The sequence below is a fragment of the Tenacibaculum sp. M1.3A genome (assembly GCF_057732375.1).
This window is the reverse complement of sequence record NZ_JBYJEF010000003.1, coordinates 363030-379910: the sequence shown is the minus strand read 5'-3', so window position 1 is coordinate 379910 and position 16881 is coordinate 363030. Positions and strand designations below refer to the sequence as shown.

The 16881-nt window shown below is 29.7% G+C and carries 14 protein-coding genes; 8 read left to right on the top strand and 6 right to left on the bottom strand.

Translation table 11 applies throughout. The annotated features are described in order from the left end of the window. Positions 1–1056, top strand: a complete 1056-nt coding sequence (locus AC28QF_RS07135; protein WP_488200970.1) for a glycosyltransferase — start codon at positions 1–3, stop codon at positions 1054–1056. Next, positions 1020–1826, top strand: coding sequence for a TauD/TfdA family dioxygenase (locus tag AC28QF_RS07130; protein WP_488200971.1), 807 nt, complete (start codon positions 1020–1022; stop codon positions 1824–1826). The genes AC28QF_RS07135 and AC28QF_RS07130 overlap by 37 nt, the downstream gene beginning before the upstream one ends. Here the strand turns inward: AC28QF_RS07130 and AC28QF_RS07125 are convergent. Both AC28QF_RS07125 and AC28QF_RS07120 read right to left on the bottom strand, forming a co-directional pair. Then, positions 1823–2173 (bottom strand): hypothetical protein, encoded by a 351-nt coding sequence (locus tag AC28QF_RS07125; RefSeq protein WP_488200972.1) that lies wholly within the window; start codon positions 2171–2173, stop codon positions 1823–1825. The genes AC28QF_RS07130 and AC28QF_RS07125 overlap by 4 nt on opposite strands. After that, a complete protein-coding gene (locus AC28QF_RS07120) occupies positions 2163–2705 on the bottom strand; it encodes a GNAT family N-acetyltransferase (protein ID WP_488200973.1) in 543 nt (180 codons plus the stop codon). The genes AC28QF_RS07125 and AC28QF_RS07120 overlap by 11 nt, the downstream gene beginning before the upstream one ends. A gap of 161 nt (positions 2706–2866) precedes the next feature. Between AC28QF_RS07120 and AC28QF_RS07115 the strand changes: the two genes are divergently transcribed. From AC28QF_RS07115 to AC28QF_RS07105, 3 genes are all read left to right on the top strand, one after another. Further along, positions 2867–3202: a single-stranded DNA-binding protein gene (locus AC28QF_RS07115; RefSeq protein WP_488200974.1), complete on the top strand. Its 336-nt coding sequence runs from the start codon at positions 2867–2869 to the stop codon at positions 3200–3202. A 124-nt stretch (positions 3203–3326) separates the two neighbouring features. Further along, entirely contained in the window at positions 3327–4124 is a 798-nt protein-coding gene (locus AC28QF_RS07110; RefSeq protein WP_488200975.1) for an energy transducer TonB, read from the top strand. Between the two features lie 29 nt (positions 4125–4153). After that, a complete protein-coding gene (locus tag AC28QF_RS07105) occupies positions 4154–6997 on the top strand; it encodes a TonB-dependent receptor (RefSeq protein ID WP_488200976.1) in 2844 nt (947 codons plus the stop codon). Between the two features lie 115 nt (positions 6998–7112). On the opposite strand, the gene AC28QF_RS07100 is transcribed toward AC28QF_RS07105, so the two are convergent. The 3 genes from AC28QF_RS07100 to metG all read right to left on the bottom strand — a co-directional run bounded on the left by AC28QF_RS07100 (position 7113) and on the right by metG (position 13034). After that, positions 7113–9245 carry a Tex family protein gene (locus AC28QF_RS07100; RefSeq protein ID WP_488200977.1) on the bottom strand — a complete coding sequence of 711 codons (2133 nt, stop codon included), beginning with the start codon at positions 9243–9245 and terminating at the stop codon, positions 7113–7115. A gap of 4 nt (positions 9246–9249) precedes the next feature. Then, on the bottom strand, positions 9250–10830 hold the full coding sequence (locus AC28QF_RS07095) for a hypothetical protein (protein ID WP_488200978.1): 1581 nt from the start codon (positions 10828–10830) through the stop codon (positions 9250–9252). A 68-nt stretch (positions 10831–10898) separates the two neighbouring features. Beyond that, entirely contained in the window at positions 10899–13034 is a 2136-nt protein-coding gene (gene metG, locus AC28QF_RS07090) for a methionine--tRNA ligase (protein ID WP_488200979.1), read from the bottom strand. 191 nt (positions 13035–13225) lie between these two features. Here metG and AC28QF_RS07085 point away from each other — a divergent pair, with 191 nt between their 5' ends. Both AC28QF_RS07085 and AC28QF_RS07080 read left to right on the top strand, forming a co-directional pair. After that, positions 13226–14140, top strand: a complete 915-nt coding sequence (locus AC28QF_RS07085; RefSeq protein WP_488200980.1) for a S66 peptidase family protein — start codon at positions 13226–13228, stop codon at positions 14138–14140. Next, positions 14140–14499, top strand: coding sequence for a YraN family protein (locus AC28QF_RS07080; RefSeq protein WP_488200981.1), 360 nt, complete (start codon positions 14140–14142; stop codon positions 14497–14499). Before AC28QF_RS07085 ends, AC28QF_RS07080 begins: the two co-directional genes overlap by 1 nt. Positions 14500–14555: 56 nt before the next feature. Here the strand turns inward: AC28QF_RS07080 and AC28QF_RS07075 are convergent, their stop codons facing one another. Next, a complete protein-coding gene (locus tag AC28QF_RS07075) occupies positions 14556–15929 on the bottom strand; it encodes a redoxin family protein (protein ID WP_488200982.1) in 1374 nt (457 codons plus the stop codon). 125 nt (positions 15930–16054) lie between these two features. Here AC28QF_RS07075 and AC28QF_RS07070 point away from each other — a divergent pair, with 125 nt between their 5' ends. After that, the gene (locus AC28QF_RS07070; protein WP_488200983.1) at positions 16055–16849 is read left to right on the top strand and encodes an SDR family oxidoreductase; all 795 of its coding nucleotides are present in this window, start codon (positions 16055–16057) and stop codon (positions 16847–16849) included. Positions 16850–16881: the final 32 nt, after the last annotated feature.

Below are 16881 nucleotides of genomic sequence, written 5' to 3'. Positions count from 1 at the left end.
ATGAATTTCAAAGAGTTTAAAAATAAATATTTAAAAGTAGCTGTAGAAGAGTATTCTAATAACAGAAAAGATAAAAAGCCTATTGTTACGGTAAAAGTAGTTACTTATAATCATGTAAACTTTATTGCTCAGTGTCTAGATTCTATTTTAATGCAGGTTACAAATTTTGATTTCGAAATTTTAATTGCAGAAGATGATTCTAATGATGGCACTAGAGAAATATGTAAAAAGTATGCAGATAAATACCCGAATAAAATAAAGCTATTATTAAACTCTAGAAAGAATAATATTTTAATAGATGGTAGAGCAACAGGTACATTTAATAATACATATGCTAACTATTGTATAAAATCTAAATACATATCTATTATTGAAGGAGATGATTATTGGACAGACAAGTTATCTTTACAAAAGAGGGTTAAATTTTTAGAAAATAATGAAGATTATGTGTTATGTTTTCATAATGCAAAGATTTATAACCAAAGACAGGATAAGTTTAAAAAAGAATATCTAGTGCGGTTTAAAGAGTCAGTAAGTATAGAGAAAGAAGAAATATTAAATACATATGTACCTACTTTAACTTTATTATATAGAAATAATAAAGTTAAACTTTTTGAAGAAAACATGATAAATATTATTACGGGAGATTTTATTTTAAGAGGTAAATTAGCAAATTTTGGTAAAGCCAGATATATTCATGAAATAAAACCGTCAATATATAGAGTTCATAAAGGAGGAATATTTAGTGGTAGTAATTTTAAAGACAACAAGAAAGCAATATTTGCGGCTAAATTTTACTTGTTAAAGTTTTATGAAGAAAGAAATTGGGATTTAGGTCCTATTAACCAAAGTTTAGCAGAAATGTTTATCTCTTATTTTTTTAAAGAAATAAGAAATAATAAAATAATAAAAAGTAACTATTTTTTTCAAAGCCTAGCTTATTCAAAAAAAAGTAATATTTCTTTTTTTAAAATATGTAAAAATGTTTTTTATAATAAAAAAAGTGTAAAAGCCTTAATATGGAAATTACGATACAACAAAACATGGAAACTTTAGATTATAAGGATTATAAAAAAAATGATAGTGAATTATTTAAAACTATTTTAGTAGCCTTAAATTCAACAGGTTTTGTTATCATTAAAAATTTTAATGATTCAGAGAATATAGAAATAATTAAAAAAAATTTTTTAGAAATTTCTAGACAAATAGGAACACCTATAGGTCATGATGTAAATAATAAATTAATTTGGGATATAAAATCGAATACAACATCAAAAAATTTCATAAAAACATATTCTGAACATTCTCATGAAGCCGAATTACATACAGATAGTCAGTATAGCGAATATCCTGAAGATTATTTTAGTTTATTGACTTTAAAAAAAGCAAATTGTGGTGGAGGTATTTCTAGTATTTTAAAATTGAAAGACATTTTAAATGATTTAAGAGTATTAAAAAGAGGTAAAGAACTTGAGAAAATATTAAGAGAGACAGAATTCCCTTTTGTTGTACCTAATGTGTTTAAGAAAAAAGAATCTAATAAGCATGAATTTAATTTTGGGCCAATTCTAAGAACTAATGAAATTAGGTTTAGAATTGATACTTTTGAAAAAGCAATACATTATGATAATAGTTTATGTACAAAAGAACAGATTATAGCCTATACCGAATTGAAAAAGATAATTTTAAATAATTCAAAAATAATTAATTTTTGCCTTGAAGAGGGAGATTTAATCTTTATAAATAATAAAACAGCATTGCATGGAAGAAGTTTATTTACAGATGAGAAAAGGCACCTTTTAAGAATTAGGTTAAATAAGAATTAATCTTGCCTAACTAATAAATAGATTTCATTTTCTAATTCTAAATAACCTTGGTCATACACATAAAAATAAGTATTATTTGTTTTAGTAATATATAATGATGTAATAAATTTAAAGTTGAAACCCTTATCAAACAGCTTGCGTCTGCTAATTTTTGTTTTACCTGAAATATTTAAATCTGTAAGAATTTTATAGTTTTTACGTAAGCGATTATTGGTGTTTCTAATAAGGTTTTTACTGTCTTTATTTACTTTGTTATTGTAGGAGTTTCGGCAATAATCTGAGCAGAACTTTTTATCAATTCTCCCAATTACTTTTTCGTTGCATTCTAAACATTTTTTACTTTCCATAGTTTGCTTTTTTAAGTTCGTACCAGTTTACTTTTACTTCTTTGTAATTAAATTGATTTACAAATTGCAATCCGATTTTGTTTAAAATTTTATTTGAACCAATATTATTAGTGTCTGCAGCACCGTAAATAATATCATAATTCATTTTTTTAAATCCGAATTCTAAAGAAGCAAAAGCAGTTTCAGAAGCATACCCTTTTCCCCAAAAACGCGGAATAAAACGATAACCGATATCCACAAAATCTTGATAACCGTTTAACGCTTCTTTTGTACCTGTATTCAATTTTAAGCCAGACCAACCAATAAACTCTCCAGTTTCTTTTTTAATACAAGCAAATCGCCCGATGCCTAATTCTTTATATTGTTGATGAATAAACTGAATATTCTCTTCGGCTTGTAAAATTGTATTTATGGGTTTTTTGCCTAAATATTCATGTACTTTTTCATCAGAATCTAATTCGAACATTCCGTTAATATCTGTTTTTCGAATTTCTCTTAAAATTAATCGATCAGTTTCTAAATGAAATCTCATGAGCTAAGTATTTGATATACAAAGGTATTAAATTTAATTAAACATTTACATTCATTTACAAACGAAAACAAATTATTACTAACCGTTTTTAATTAGCACGGTGTTTCATCTTTGCAATGTCAAAACGAATTGACAAATAATAATCATTTAAAACTTATCTTATGAATACGTTAAGAAACAAAGTGCAGTTAATAGGAAACTTAGGTAATGACCCAGAAATTATTACTTTAGAAAGCGGGAAAAAAGTAGCAAAACTATCAATAGCAACTAATGAAACTTATAAAAACGCTGCAGGAGAAAAAATCACTGATACACAATGGCACAACTTAGTTGCTTGGAATAAAACAGCAGAGATTGTAGAAAAGTATTTAACCAAAGGAAGAGAAATAATGGTTGAAGGTAAACTAACATCAAGATCTTATGAAACTTCAGCAGGCGAAAAACGTTATGTAACCGAAGTTGTGGTAATAGAACTTTTAATGTTAGGAGGTAAATAGGTTTTTTAAAACAGACTTACTTTTTAAGTAGTTAATTATCAGTAGTTTATTTTGTTTTTTATGAATTTATTTATATGTACATTTGCACCCCCTTAATAAATGAATTAACATTACATATAAAAAAATGAAAAAACAATTTTCCCTTATAGTGTTTATGTTCACTATTTTAAACTTCTATGGGCAAAAAGAGGTCTGTTTAACCCCAGATGAATCTTCTATAGATATGAATAGTATATCTGTAACAAAATGTTCTATTGAGCCTGTTAAAGATTCAAATAAAAAGAAAAATAGGCAGATAAAAGTTAAAATATCAGCAAACAGACGATTTTTAAAGAAAAGAAAGGTTGTAAAAGTAGCACAAATTGTAAAGCCAGTAAAATTACTAGAAAATGAAGCAATGGCTAATGTTCCTGTTGAGCCAACTGAAATAATAGAAACTGATAAAATAGCGGTAAATGTTTCAGAAAGTATCAATAAGAATAATGGTCAAAAAGATATTTATACTCTGAAAAAAAGTATTAATAGCTTAAAAGAGAAGTTATCGAAGGAAGAGGTTATGAAAGCGTCAAAACTTTATTACGTAGATAATATTCCTACATTTAAAGGATGCTTAAATGCTAAAAAAAGTGAGGAGTTAGATTGCTTTAATGCAGAGATGATTAAACATATTAACAAGTATTTTGTTTATCCTAGTGAAGCAATTAGAAGCCAAATACAAGGAGAGGTTTGGGTTCGTTTTATAATCGACAAAAACGGTTATGTAAGAAACGTAAAAGCTATTGGTCCTAATAACGGTGAGATATTAAACGAAGAAGCAAAAAGAGTTGTGTTTGAATTACCTAATTTCAAACCAGCAAAAAACAATGGAAAAACAGTATCTGTTAAATATGGTTTTCCTATAAACTTTTCATTAGAAGAATAATTTTTCAAAACTTTATAATAATTTAAAAAATGTTAAAAAAACAATTAATGATTATTGTTTTTACTTTATGCATTGCAACAATGTATTCACAAGTAAAAATAAAAGGAATAGTATATGATGAGTATTTAGAGCCATTTTACGGTGCCGAAATTGTAGTAGGTAATAAAGGTACAACATCAGATGAAGAGGGTGTGTTTACAATTTTATTAGATGGTAAGTTTCCTCAAACAATAAATGTTTCTGCCTTTGGTTATAGAACAGAGACTATTGTGGTTACATCAGAAAATAGTGTTAATGTAGTTCTTAAAGAAAATCTTTTATTAGATCAAGTAGTTATATCTGCGTCAAGAGTACCAGAGAGAATTATAGAATCTCCGGTTACAATTGAACGATTAGGTTTAACAGATATAAAAAAGAGCAGTTCAAATTCTTTTTATGATGGTTTAGCCAATTTAAAAGGAGTAGATGCTAGAGAAATTAGTTATGGATACAAATCTGTAAACACAAGAGGTTTCGCAGATTTTGGTAACTCAAGATTCGTGCAATTAGTTGATGGTATGGATACCGCAGCACCTGCTTTAAACTTTAGTGCAGGGAACTTATCAGGTATTTCAGAGCTAGATATTAAAAGTGTAGAGGTATTACCAGGAGCATCTTCAGCATTATATGGTGCAAATGCTTATAATGGTATTATGCTAATGAGTACGAAGAACCCTTTTGATTATTCAGGAATAAGTTTCTTATTAAAAAGTGGAACTACTAATCAGAAAGCAGCAGGAAACAATCCTTTTTATGACGCTACAGTGCGTATGGCTTACAAGTTTAGTGACGCCTTTGCTGCTAAGGTAAATTTCTCATACTACGAGGCTGAAGAATGGCATGCTACAGATTCTAGAAATAAGAAGATAGATAGTGGCGAACTATTTGATGGAAGTCCAGATGAGATTGGAAGTTTAGATTATGATGGTGTAAATACATACGGAGATGAAGATTTTGCAGATTTATCTCGTTCAACATTAATATTGGTAGATTTTGGTTATTTACCTTTTAACGCATTAGATCCAAATGCTGAAAACACAGGTAGATTTCCTGTAGGAACGCAGATAAGCAGAAAAGGGTATACCGAAAGAGAGTTACTAAGAGATTATAAATCTAAGAATTTGAAGTTCTCAACATCTTTACATTACCGTCCTTTTAAAGATGAATCATTAGAGGTTATTTTAGCAACAAGATTGGCTAAGGGAGATAATATGTTTCAAGGAGTATCATCAAGATTCGCACAACGTAATTATTATATAGGTCAATCTAAGTTAGAAGTAAAAGGAGATAACTTTTTTGTTAGAGGGTATTACACTCGTAATGATGCCGGAGATACTTATGATTTAACAAGAACAGCTCAAGCATTAAATAGATTTGCAGATTTTAATCTGCCTGTTTTACCTCCTTCATCTTTTTTCCCTTCTGGGTATAATTTCTCGTGGGGAGATTTTTATGCGATAAATTTATTTCAAGGAGGTTCATTAGCATCAGCTAGAGAATTTGCAGACCAATATAGATTAAATCCAGGTACACAAGAATTTAATGATAGTTTTGATTTAATTACTTCAACATTGGTAACAGAAGGAGGAAGTAAGATTTATGACAGAAGTTATTATTCTCACTTAGATGGTAATTACAACCTTAAAAGTTTATTAGATGACTGGGCTGACGTTCAAGTAGGAGGGTCTTATAGAAATTACAATCCAGATTCTAAAGGAACTATTTTTAATGATGCTGTAGAAGAAATTAGTATTGAAGAATATGGTTTTTACACGCAAATTCAAAAGAAATTTTTAGATGATAAATTAAAGTTTACAGGGTCTATTCGTTATGATAAATCTGAAAATTTTAAAGCCAATTATTCACCAAGAGTTGCGCTTAATTATGCATTAGGAGAAAGTAATGATCAAATTGTAAGAGCTTCTTTTCAGACGGGATTTAGAAATCCAACAATTCAAGAACAGTACATGTTTGCTCCTTCAGCAAGAAAAACTACTGTTGGTTCTGTTTCTGATAATTTAAGAAGAATAGATGGAACTACAACAGCTGTAACGGGAGATGATTTAATTAATAACGCGTTATTAACAAGATCTATTTATGACAGAGACTATATTAATGAGACAGGAAATTTTTTAGTTAAATCTGAGTATGAAGAAATAGTAGCAGAACAAGTTAAAACTTTTGAGTTAGGTTATAGAGGGCTTTTAAATGTTGCAGGATCAAATTTATATTTAGATTTTAATACTTATTATAGTTTTCATAACGATTTTGTGTTTTATCAGGATTTAACAGTTCCTAATGTAGGTAAAGTTATAGCAACAGCACAATTAGATGCTGATGCAACTACTGCAATATTTGATAATCCAAATGTAAGTGAGTTTAATTTAATTACAAATGCTAAATCAGAAGTACATTCATACGGTTTAGGTTTAGGCGTACAAACAAAAATGTTTAAAAATTATAGTTTAGGTTTCAACTATAATTTTGCACATTATGAAATGAAAGAAGATTTAGATTATGGGTTATTTGAGCCAAATTTTAATACACCTAAGCACACTGTAAAAGCTCAATTTGGAAATGAGAAGCTTTTTAAAAATTTTGGATTTAATGTAAATGCAAGATGGCAAGACGAATTTAGATGGGTTTCAACTTTTGTAAAAGGTCAAGTAGATGCTAGAACAGCTATAGATGCACAATTAAATTATAGAATACCATCAATAAAATCTAAATTTAAAATAGGTGGAACTAACTTGTTTGGTAAAGAATACTTTGTTGCTCCAGGAACAGGACAAATTGGTAAACTATATTATTTTTCATGGATAATTAATAACTAAGGCAACAAGAAAGTAATATTTTAGATGAATAAGCTCAGCGTTAATTTTAACGCTGAGCTTATTTTTTTATAATTAATTGAGTTGTTAATGTTATTTAGAGAGGTAAAATAGTTTTTTAAGAATGGTTATAACTCATAGAAAGCTGAATTCTTTTTCTTTGCACATCCACTTCTAGCACTTTTACTTCTACATGTTGTTGCAAGCTTACATGCTCACTAACATCTTTAACAAACGTATTAGAAAGGTTAGAAACATGTACTAAGCCACTTTCTTTAACGCCAATATCTACAAAACAACCAAAGTTTGTAATGTTGTTTACGATTCCCGGCAGTATCATTCCAGATCTTACATCATCGATGGTTTTAATATGTTCGTTAAAACTAAAAGCTTTTGCTTTTTCTCGCGGATCTAGTCCGGGTTTTTCCAATTCTTTTACAATATCTTGTAACGTAGGCAAACCAAAAGAATCAGTAATATAGTGTTGTAGCTTTAGTTGTTTTAAAGCGGTTGTGTTGCCTATTAAATCTGATAACTTACAACCAGCATCTTTTGCCATTTGTTTTATTAATGCATAGCTTTCTGGGTGTACGGCAGAATTATCTAAAGGATTATCGCTATTCTTAATACGTAAAAATCCGGCAGATTGCTCAAATGCTTTTCCGCCTAAGCGTGGCACTTTTTTAATAGCAATTCTATTTTTAAATGCGCCATTCTCGTTTCGATAATTCACAATGTTTTCTGCTAATTTCGGACCAATACCAGAAACATAACTTAGTAACGAAGCACTTGCTGTATTTATATTTACACCTACTTTATTAACGCAATGCTCAACAACGGTATCTAACGATTTATTTAATTTCGATTGCTCTACATCGTGTTGATATTGCCCAACTCCGATAGATTTTGCATCAATTTTAACCAATTCAGCTAAAGGATCTGCTAATCTTCGTCCAATAGAAATAGCGCCACGAACGGTAACATCATAGTCAGGAAATTCATCTCTTGCAATTTTAGAGGCTGAATAAATAGAGGCTCCGGCTTCACTTATCACAAAAACATCAACATTATTTTTAAACGAAATACTTTTTATTAACTGTTCGGTTTCTCTTGATGCAGTTCCGTTACCAATAGCAATTGCTTCAATTTGATGTTTGTCAACTAATGAATTAATCTTGTTTTTGGCTTCAGTAGATTGATGTTGAGGTGCATGCGGATAAATATTTTCATTGTGTAATAAATCACCTTGTTTATTTAAGCAAACCACTTTACAACCCGATCTAAAACCAGGGTCGATTGCCAAAATTCGTTTTTCACCTAAAGGAGAACCTAATAACAATTGTTGTAAATTTTTTGCGAATACGGTTATGGCGTTTTCATCTGCTTTATCCTTTGCAAGCGTCATTGCTTCGTTGGTTAAAGAAGGTAATAGTAATCGCTTATAAGCATCAGCAACTGCTAATTCGATTTGAGTAGCACACTCGTTTTGAGAGTTGATAACTCTATCTTCAATTTTTTGAAGGGTTCTTTCATTATCGATAGCGATTTTTACACGGATAAACCCTTCTTTTTCGGCACGAAGAATAGCTAATAATCGGTGAGACGGAATGCGATTTAGATTTTCTTCCCAATCAAAATAATCTTTGAATTTTTGCGCTTTCTCGTCGGCTATTTTAGTTTTTATAATCTTTGTAGAAATAGTAGCATAACGCTCTAATTGATGACGGATATTATTACGAACATCAGTACGTTCATTTATCCATTCAGCAATAATATGACGAGTTCCTTCTAGTACTTTGTCTTCCGAATCAACTTCATCGTTTATATATTTCGAGACGGTAAAACTTAAATCATTTACGCGCTGACTCATAATCATCTTCGCCAACGGCTCTAATCCGTTTTTACGCGCAGTTTCGGCTTTGGTTTTACGTTTCTTTTTATACGGAAGATAGATGTCTTCTAATGTAGTAAGATCATCTGTTTTTTCGATTTTAGCTTTTAACTCATTGGTTAAAACATCTTGTTCTTCCAGCGCTTTAAGAATTGTAGCTTTTCTTTTTTCTAAAGCTTCAAATTGTTCTTTTAGCTGTACTATTTGTCCGATTTCAACTTCATCTAAATCCCCTGTTTTTTCTTTTCGGTAACGCGCAATAAACGGAATGGTACAATCTTCATTTAACAACTCAATAGTATTTTGAATCGATTTTTGAGAAATAGTTGTACGAGAAATTATATAATTGAGGAGTTGCATAGCGTTAATTGAATTTGTAATAAATATATTTTTTTTCTAATTGTAAATAAGCTCCCAAAATGATACTGTTGTTTATCTTAAATAAATTAATAGCTTTTGGTATCCTTATGTTTTCAGTGTTATTTTGATAAATATCTTCGACGTTATCATCTTTGTTATTTTTTATAAAATTAGCGATTTTATCGTATGTGTTATCTTTTATTTTTCCTTTTATATGGTTGAAGTTTTCATCAAATAAACAATTAATTTTGATAGATTTTGTAGTCAAATAATTAAAAAAGGAATTAGAGGTTGGTGAAGAAAAACCCTGAGTACTTAATAAGTTGGGAGAAAAACCAATTATTCCAAGACTAATAAACATAATAGTAGTAGAACTAGCTTTTGTTGTTAATTTTTCACTTCCAATTGTAACCTCATACAGGTTATTGTTTTTAACGACTCCAATTCCTATATTGCTTTCTGATATTTTTCGTAAAAATTTATTTGTTTCCTCAAAACTTCGATGTTTATTAAAACCACCTCCATCTTGAATTATAAGTGAGTTTTTAAAGCTAATCGGTTGATTTTTTATTGCTTCAAATTGTTTTATCTTATTTTTATCCTTTAAGCTATAAATAGAATAGATTAACCTGTTTTTTGTGGCTCCAACTAAAAAAATATTATCTTTATATATAAATGAGTTTGATCTTTTATACATGTTTTTTTCATTAAATAAAGGTTTCTTAATTCTTTCAAATATATAAGAGCCTTTATCTAAGTTTAAAGTTAAAATTTGCGTGTAAAACCTATTCTTATCTAAGGTAATAATAATATCATTATTTGTAATATATAGTTTATTGTATCTAGATGCCAATGCTATTGATGTAGGTGAAACTTGATTTTTTTCAATAACATAAGAAAGACCTTTGTCAACTACTCTGTTTGTATAAGGACTTTCATTAACCTTAGTAAGTTCGTATTCTATATTTTTTATTTCCCTATGATTAGGTTTTTTATAATCAGCTAATAATTTGCTTAAGGAAATTTCTTTCTGATTATTTATTAAGAATTTTTCTTTTCCAACATTAAAATTTGTAGTAGTTGTCTCATCATTAATAAAATAATTTTTTGAGATAATATTCGATGTTTTTTTTTCTAAAAAAAGCAAATGGCTAATATTTTCTTTGTTAACACTTTGAAGGAATAGTAAATTTTTAGTGTTTAATTTATTTTCACTAAAAGAAACTTTATTTAGGTTAAAGTTGAATTTAACTATAGCAAATTTACTTTTTTCTTTATTAGCTAAAATTAGCTTATAAATATTATTGCTATCATATATTTTACCAACTACATTATTATACTTTCTATATAGTTCATTTATAAGTAATTGGTTTTTAACAATAAGTTTTTCATCTAATAAATAAGCATGAATTTTCTTAGTTTCAAACAAGAAAGTACAAGTGTTTTTAGTGTAATTGTTATACACAGAAAGTGATTTTTGAATAAGCTTAGAATTTTCTAATTTTGCGTTAAAACTTCCAATTTGTTCTTGAGAATTAACATAAGTTAAACTCATCATAATTAAAATAATGATGATTTTTTTCATAGCTGCGTAAAATAAAAAACCTCGCAATAATTTGCGAGGTTACGAATATACTAAAATGTTGTTTTTATCTAAGAAATAAATTCACCGTTAGTTACCTTTTCAGAAGGTTGTACAAAGGCTAATTTGCCATCAGGAGTATCGGTCATTAAAATCATTCCTTGACTTTCGATGCCTTTTAATTTACGTGGCGCTAAATTACAAACCACACTAACTTGTTGTCCAATAATATCGGCAGGTTTAAAGCTTTCTGCAATACCAGAAACGATGGTTCTTATATCTAAACCAACATCAACTGTAAGCTTTAAAAGCTTTTTAGTTTTAGCTACTTTTTCAGCTTCGATAATTGTACCAACACGAATGTCTATTTTTGTGAAATCATCAAATTCAATGGTTTCCTTTTGAGGCTCTAAAACTCTGTTTTCAGCTTCATTTGCTTTTTTTGTAGCTTCTAATTTATCTAATTGTAGTTGAATTTCAGCATCTTCAATTTTAGCGAATAATAATTCAGCTTCATTTATTTGATGATTATCAGCAATTAAAATGTTTTTTTCAGAAATATCCTCCCAAGTTAATTCGTCATTGCGAGTCAAGTTTTTTCTGCTTGATGTGGCAACCTCATTATCAGAAGAGATAACTTCGTCGGAAAACTCCTCGTTATGACTTATGTTTAAGATGTTTTTTAGTTTCGTAGAAGTAAAAGGTAAGAAAGGTTCAGATAAAACAGCTAACCCTGTAGCAATTTGTAATGCTACATTCATAATTGTTTTAGTACGTTCTTCATCAACCTTAATCATTTTCCAAGGCTCTTCATCAGCTAAGTATTTATTACCTAAACGAGCTAAATTCATTAACTCTTGAGAAGCTTCTCTAAAACGATAACGCTCAATAGATTTTGCAATTACATTAGGAAACTCTTTTAAGCTAGCTAAAGTATCTTCATCAACTTCAGAAAGGTCACCAGCAGCTGGTACTTTTCCACCGTAATATTTATTCGTTAAAACAACTACTCGGTTTATAAAATTACCGAAGATAGCTACTAACTCATTATTATTTTTTGCTTGAAAATCTTTCCAAGTAAAATCGTTGTCTTTACTTTCAGGTGCGTTTGCAGTTAAAGTATAACGCAATACATCTTGTTGATTAGGAAAGTCTTCTAAATATTCATGTAACCAAACTGCCCAGTTTTTAGAAGTTGATAATTTGTTTCCTTCTAAATTTAAAAACTCGTTTGCTGGTACATTTTCTGGTAAAATATAATCGCCATGTGCTTTTAACATCGATGGAAAAATAAGACAATGAAATACAATATTATCTTTACCTATAAAGTGCACTAATTTTGTGTCATCTTTTTTCCAATAATCTTCCCAGTTTTTACCTTCACGAGCTGCCCATTCTTTGGTAGAAGATATATAACCAATCGGTGCATCAAACCAAACATATAATACTTTTCCGTCTGCTCCTTCAATAGGTACAGGAATTCCCCAGTCTAAATCACGAGTTACAGCTCTAGGACGTAATCCGTCATCAATCCAAGACTTACATTGTCCTAAAACGTTTGGTTTCCAATCGTGTTTATGACCTTCAATAATCCATTTACGTAAAAAATCTTCGTGTTTATCTAAAGGTAAAAACCAGTGTTTTGTTTCTTTTAAAGAAGGAACATTTCCTGTAATTGCTGATTTCGGATTGATTAGATCTGTTGCATTATGACTTGTACCACATTTTTCACATTGATCACCGTAGCTTTCTTCGTTTCCGCATTTGGGGCAAGTACCTACAACAAAACGATCTGCTAAATATTGATTTGCTTCTGCGTCGTATAACTGCTCTGTAACTTCTTCGATAAACTCACCATCATTGTACATTTTTATAAAAAAATCAGAGGCCGTTTTATGATGGATTTCAGATGATGTACGAGAATAGTTGTCAAATGAAATTCCGAAATCAACAAAAGATTTTTTGATGATTCTGTGGTATTTATCAATAATATTTTGCGGAGTAACACCTTCTTTTTTTGCGCGCATTGGTATCGCTACACCGTGTTCATCAGAACCACAAATGTAAATTACATCTTTACCTTTTTGACGTAAAAAACGTGTGTAAATATCTCCAGGAACATACACACCTGCTAAATGACCAATATGAATTGGTCCGTTTGTATAAGGTAATGCTGCTGTAATTGTATATCTTTTTGGTGTACTCATTTTCTTCTGCTAAAATTAAAGTGCAAAAGTACGAAAAAGCAATTTTTTAAACTGTTATAAAATGGGTACATTTGATAGATTAGACTTTATATATTAATAGCATAAAAAAATAAGACACTATTTTGAAGAGAAGTGTACTAGTATTATCTTTTTTCTTAACAGCTTTAATAGCTTTTTCGCAAACAAAAACTATGAAATTAATAACGCCGCCTTCTTTACAAAAAGGAGATACAATTGCAATTGTAGCACCTGCAGGAATATTAAAAAACAGAAAGCATGTTATAGATAAAGCAAAACAATTAGCGGAAAGTTGGGGTTTAGAAGTTGTGTACGGAAAGCATTTGTTTAACCAAGCGCATCATTTTGCGGGAACTGATGAAGAGCGTTGTGAAGATTTTCAAAATGCTTTAGATAATCCGAATATAAAAGCAATTTGGGCGGCTCGCGGTGGTTATGGTTCTGTTCGAATATTAGATAAATTAGATTTTACGAAGTTTAAAGAAAAACCGAAATGGGTAATTGGGTATTCTGATATTACTGCGTTTCATAACCATATTCATAATGTGGGTGTAGAAACGATTCACGGAATTATGGGAACAAGCATGCAAGATGCACCTGAAGTAATAGCAAAAAGTATTGAATCGCTTAAAAGAGCATTGTTTGGTGAAGAATTGGCGTATGAAATTCCGTTTTCGAAATACAATCGACTAGGAAACGTAAAAGGAGAATTAGTTGGAGGAAATATTGCCATTTTAGCATCTATGCTAGGTTCTGAAAGTCAGATTTCAACAGAAGATAAAATTTTATTTATTGAAGAAATAGGAGAATATAAATATTCGATAGATCGTATGCTGCAGAGCTTAAAGCGTGCAGGATATTTTAGGAAAGTAAAAGGAATCATTGTTGGTGATATGACTAAGGTTAAGAAAAATACTACGGCTTGGGGAACTTCAATAGAGCAATTAATTTTAGAGGTGATTCCAAATGATGTACCAATAATATTCAGTTTTCCTGCGGGTCACGAACCTGATAACAGAGCCTTAATTATGGGAAGAAATATTACGCTAAACATTAAAGAAAAAACAGCAACGGTAAATTTTAATTAGTGGCACAACACAACGATCTTGGTAAAAAAGGGGAGGAGTTAGCAATTAATTATTTGCAGGATAATGGCTATGCTATTATTGAAAAAAACTACCGATTTAAAAAAGCTGAGGTTGATATTATTGCACAAAAAGAAGCTGTTTTAGTAGCGATAGAAGTTAAAACACGATCGAGTACTTATTTCGGAAATCCGCAAGATTTTGTAAATCCGAAGAAAATAAAATTATTAGTTATGGCAATAGATAATTATGTAATCGAAAAAGATTTAGATGTAGAGGTTCGGTTTGATATTATTGCTGTATTAAAAAGTAAAGATACTTATAAGATACAGCATATAGAAGATGCTTTCTTATATTTTTAAAAACAAAAAAGCCCAACAGTTTAATTGTTGGGCTTTTTTGTTTATTTTAAGTATTATTACTTATTGAAATAATTTTTCACATCATCTAACAGGTTAGGCATTGCAATTATTTTCTTGTTGGCATTTAATATAAAGTAAGAAGGTGTACCTAATAAATTATATTTTTGAACTGTTTCATTATCAAACTTATACTCAGGATGCGTTCCTATTGCGTTATGAGAATGTGGTAGTTTTTTAACAAATTCTGTCCAATCTGCTTCATCATTTTCAATTCCGAATGTAATCACTGAAACGTTTTCATGATTTTCATTCATGTATTTGTCTAATTCAGGAACTTCATCAACACAATGAGGACAACCAGTACTCCAAAATACTAATAAATATTTTTCACCATCATTTAAAGTAGATAATTTCATTTCTTTATCACCTTCTTTCCAAGAAAAATCAGGCGCAATTCTACCAACGGTAGCACTTAATAATTTCACTTTTTCTTTTTTGAATGCATCATCAAACTGATCGGCAGGTAAAACATCATAATACTTTTCAAACATCCAATCTACAGCTTCACCATTACGTTTATCGGTTAAAGAAGTGATTAAAAACTCTGTTACCGCTTTTCTTAATCTACCAGTAGGAACTTCATCCATAACTTTAAGAATAGATCGTCGTAATAACTTTCTTTGTATTTGTAAATCTTCAGATGAATTTAGGTAAAAAACAAAATCAGAAATACGATCAACTAAAAAAGAAGAATTATAAAGAGCATCACTTTTAAAATCGATGTATTTAAAAAAGTTCTCGTTTGTAGAAGTTAAATATTCTTCCATATTATCAAACGGATTAGACTCATTGTATCTTTGAGAAGCTTTAATAAAATGATTTACCAACATACCTTCCGATTTATTCTCGTACATGTCTTGCAAGTCTTCAAGCTCATCCAATGCTTTTTTGTAAGCTTTTTTAGCGTCTTTGTTTTCTTCAGTTATAAAAGTAGCTTGGTTTAAATCAATTTTATTTTGAATCTCTGCGTAAGCTAGTGAGTATTCATTTAATAATTTATTTTCTCTAGAAGCTGTAAATACAACAGATTGATCTGGATATTTAGGGTTAAATATAAACTCTACATTTTCTTTATTAAAGTAAAAATCTACAAAACCTGCACCTTTATTTCTATAAGTAGCTCTATATGCTCCAGGTTTAGCATCGTCCTTTAAGTCGAATTGAAACCTACCTAATACCTGATTTTCACCACCAACAGCGATAGTATCAAATTTTATAGTTGTATTTGCAACGAATTTTTGCTTAGCTCCTTCTATTTTATAAAGAATAACCCAGTCGGTTTTCTCAGGCGGAGTTAAGGTTCCTTTAACTGTATATTGAGCGTTAGCTATAGAAGTGGCAAGTATTAGTAAAGCCAGTAATTTTTTCATCATTATAATTTAAAGGTTTGTAAATAAGATTTAAAACTAATCATTTGTTAACTTCTTTCCAAGAAGTGTACCAATTTTATTTTTTCTTGCTTATTTTTAGAGAAGTTTATTTATAAAATAGAAATATGCAGCTTAAAAATAAAGTGTTTTGGATTACCGGAGCTTCATCGGGCATTGGTAAATCACTAGCAATAGAATTATCTAACTACGATGTAAATTTAATTTTATCATCAAGAAATAAAAATGCTTTAGAGGAGGTTAAAAGTAAGTGTAAAAATACATCGAAAGTAAAAATAGTTACGCTTGACTTAGAAAAGTACGAAAATATGAATCCGAAAGTTAATGAGGCAATGTTATGTTTTGGAGCGGTTGATGTTTTGGTAAACAATGGAGGTTTAAGTCAGCGTTCATTAGTTATAAACACTGATATTTCTGTTGATAAACGCTTAATGGATGTTAATTATTTAGGAACCGTTGGTTTAACAAAAGCATTATTACCTCATTTTATTAAAAATAAATCTGGCCATTTTGTGGTAACTACTAGTATTGTTGGTAAAATAGGTACTCCGTTACGATCAACATATGCAGCAACAAAACACGCGTTGCATGGTTTTTTTGATAGTTTGCGTGCCGAGCTTTATAACGATAATATTTTGGTAACTTTAGTTTGTCCGGGTTTTGTAACTACCAACGTTTCTAAGAATGCATTGACAGGAGATGGAACTCCGCAAAATAAAATGGACAGCGCAACTGCAAACGGAATAGATCCTGATCGTTTTGCTAAACTAATGCTAAAAGCAATAAAAAATAAACGTGAAGAAGTATATATCGGCGGAGCAAAAGAACGTTTAGCAGTGTATGTAAAACGATTTTTCCCCAAAATTTTATCAAAAATGATCCGAAAATTAAGTGTTACTTAAATATAAGATATTACCAAGAAAATGAAGTAATC

Bases quoted from the DNA above. Each gene is read 5' to 3' on its own strand.
- AC28QF_RS07120 (WP_488200973.1), bottom strand. From the start codon at position 2,705: ATGAGATTTCATTTAGAAACTGATCGATTAATTTTAAGAGAAATTCGA.
- AC28QF_RS07110 (WP_488200975.1), top strand. From the start codon at position 3,327: ATGAAAAAACAATTTTCCCTTATAGTGTTTATGTTCACTATTTTAAAC.
- AC28QF_RS07085 (WP_488200980.1), top strand. From the start codon at position 13,226: ATGAAATTAATAACGCCGCCTTCTTTACAAAAAGGAGATACAATTGCA.
- AC28QF_RS07095 (WP_488200978.1), bottom strand. From the start codon at position 10,830: ATGAAAAAAATCATCATTATTTTAATTATGATGAGTTTAACTTATGTT.
- AC28QF_RS07105 (WP_488200976.1), top strand. From the start codon at position 4,154: ATGTTAAAAAAACAATTAATGATTATTGTTTTTACTTTATGCATTGCA.
- AC28QF_RS07100 (WP_488200977.1), bottom strand. From the start codon at position 9,245: ATGCAACTCCTCAATTATATAATTTCTCGTACAACTATTTCTCAAAAA.
- AC28QF_RS07070 (WP_488200983.1), top strand. From the start codon at position 16,055: ATGCAGCTTAAAAATAAAGTGTTTTGGATTACCGGAGCTTCATCGGGC.
- AC28QF_RS07130 (WP_488200971.1), top strand. From the start codon at position 1,020: ATGGAAATTACGATACAACAAAACATGGAAACTTTAGATTATAAGGAT.
- AC28QF_RS07125 (WP_488200972.1), bottom strand. From the start codon at position 2,173: ATGGAAAGTAAAAAATGTTTAGAATGCAACGAAAAAGTAATTGGGAGA.
- AC28QF_RS07075 (WP_488200982.1), bottom strand. From the start codon at position 15,929: ATGAAAAAATTACTGGCTTTACTAATACTTGCCACTTCTATAGCTAAC.
- AC28QF_RS07135 (WP_488200970.1), top strand. From the start codon at position 1: ATGAATTTCAAAGAGTTTAAAAATAAATATTTAAAAGTAGCTGTAGAA.
- metG (WP_488200979.1), bottom strand. From the start codon at position 13,034: ATGAGTACACCAAAAAGATATACAATTACAGCAGCATTACCTTATACA.
- AC28QF_RS07115 (WP_488200974.1), top strand. From the start codon at position 2,867: ATGAATACGTTAAGAAACAAAGTGCAGTTAATAGGAAACTTAGGTAAT.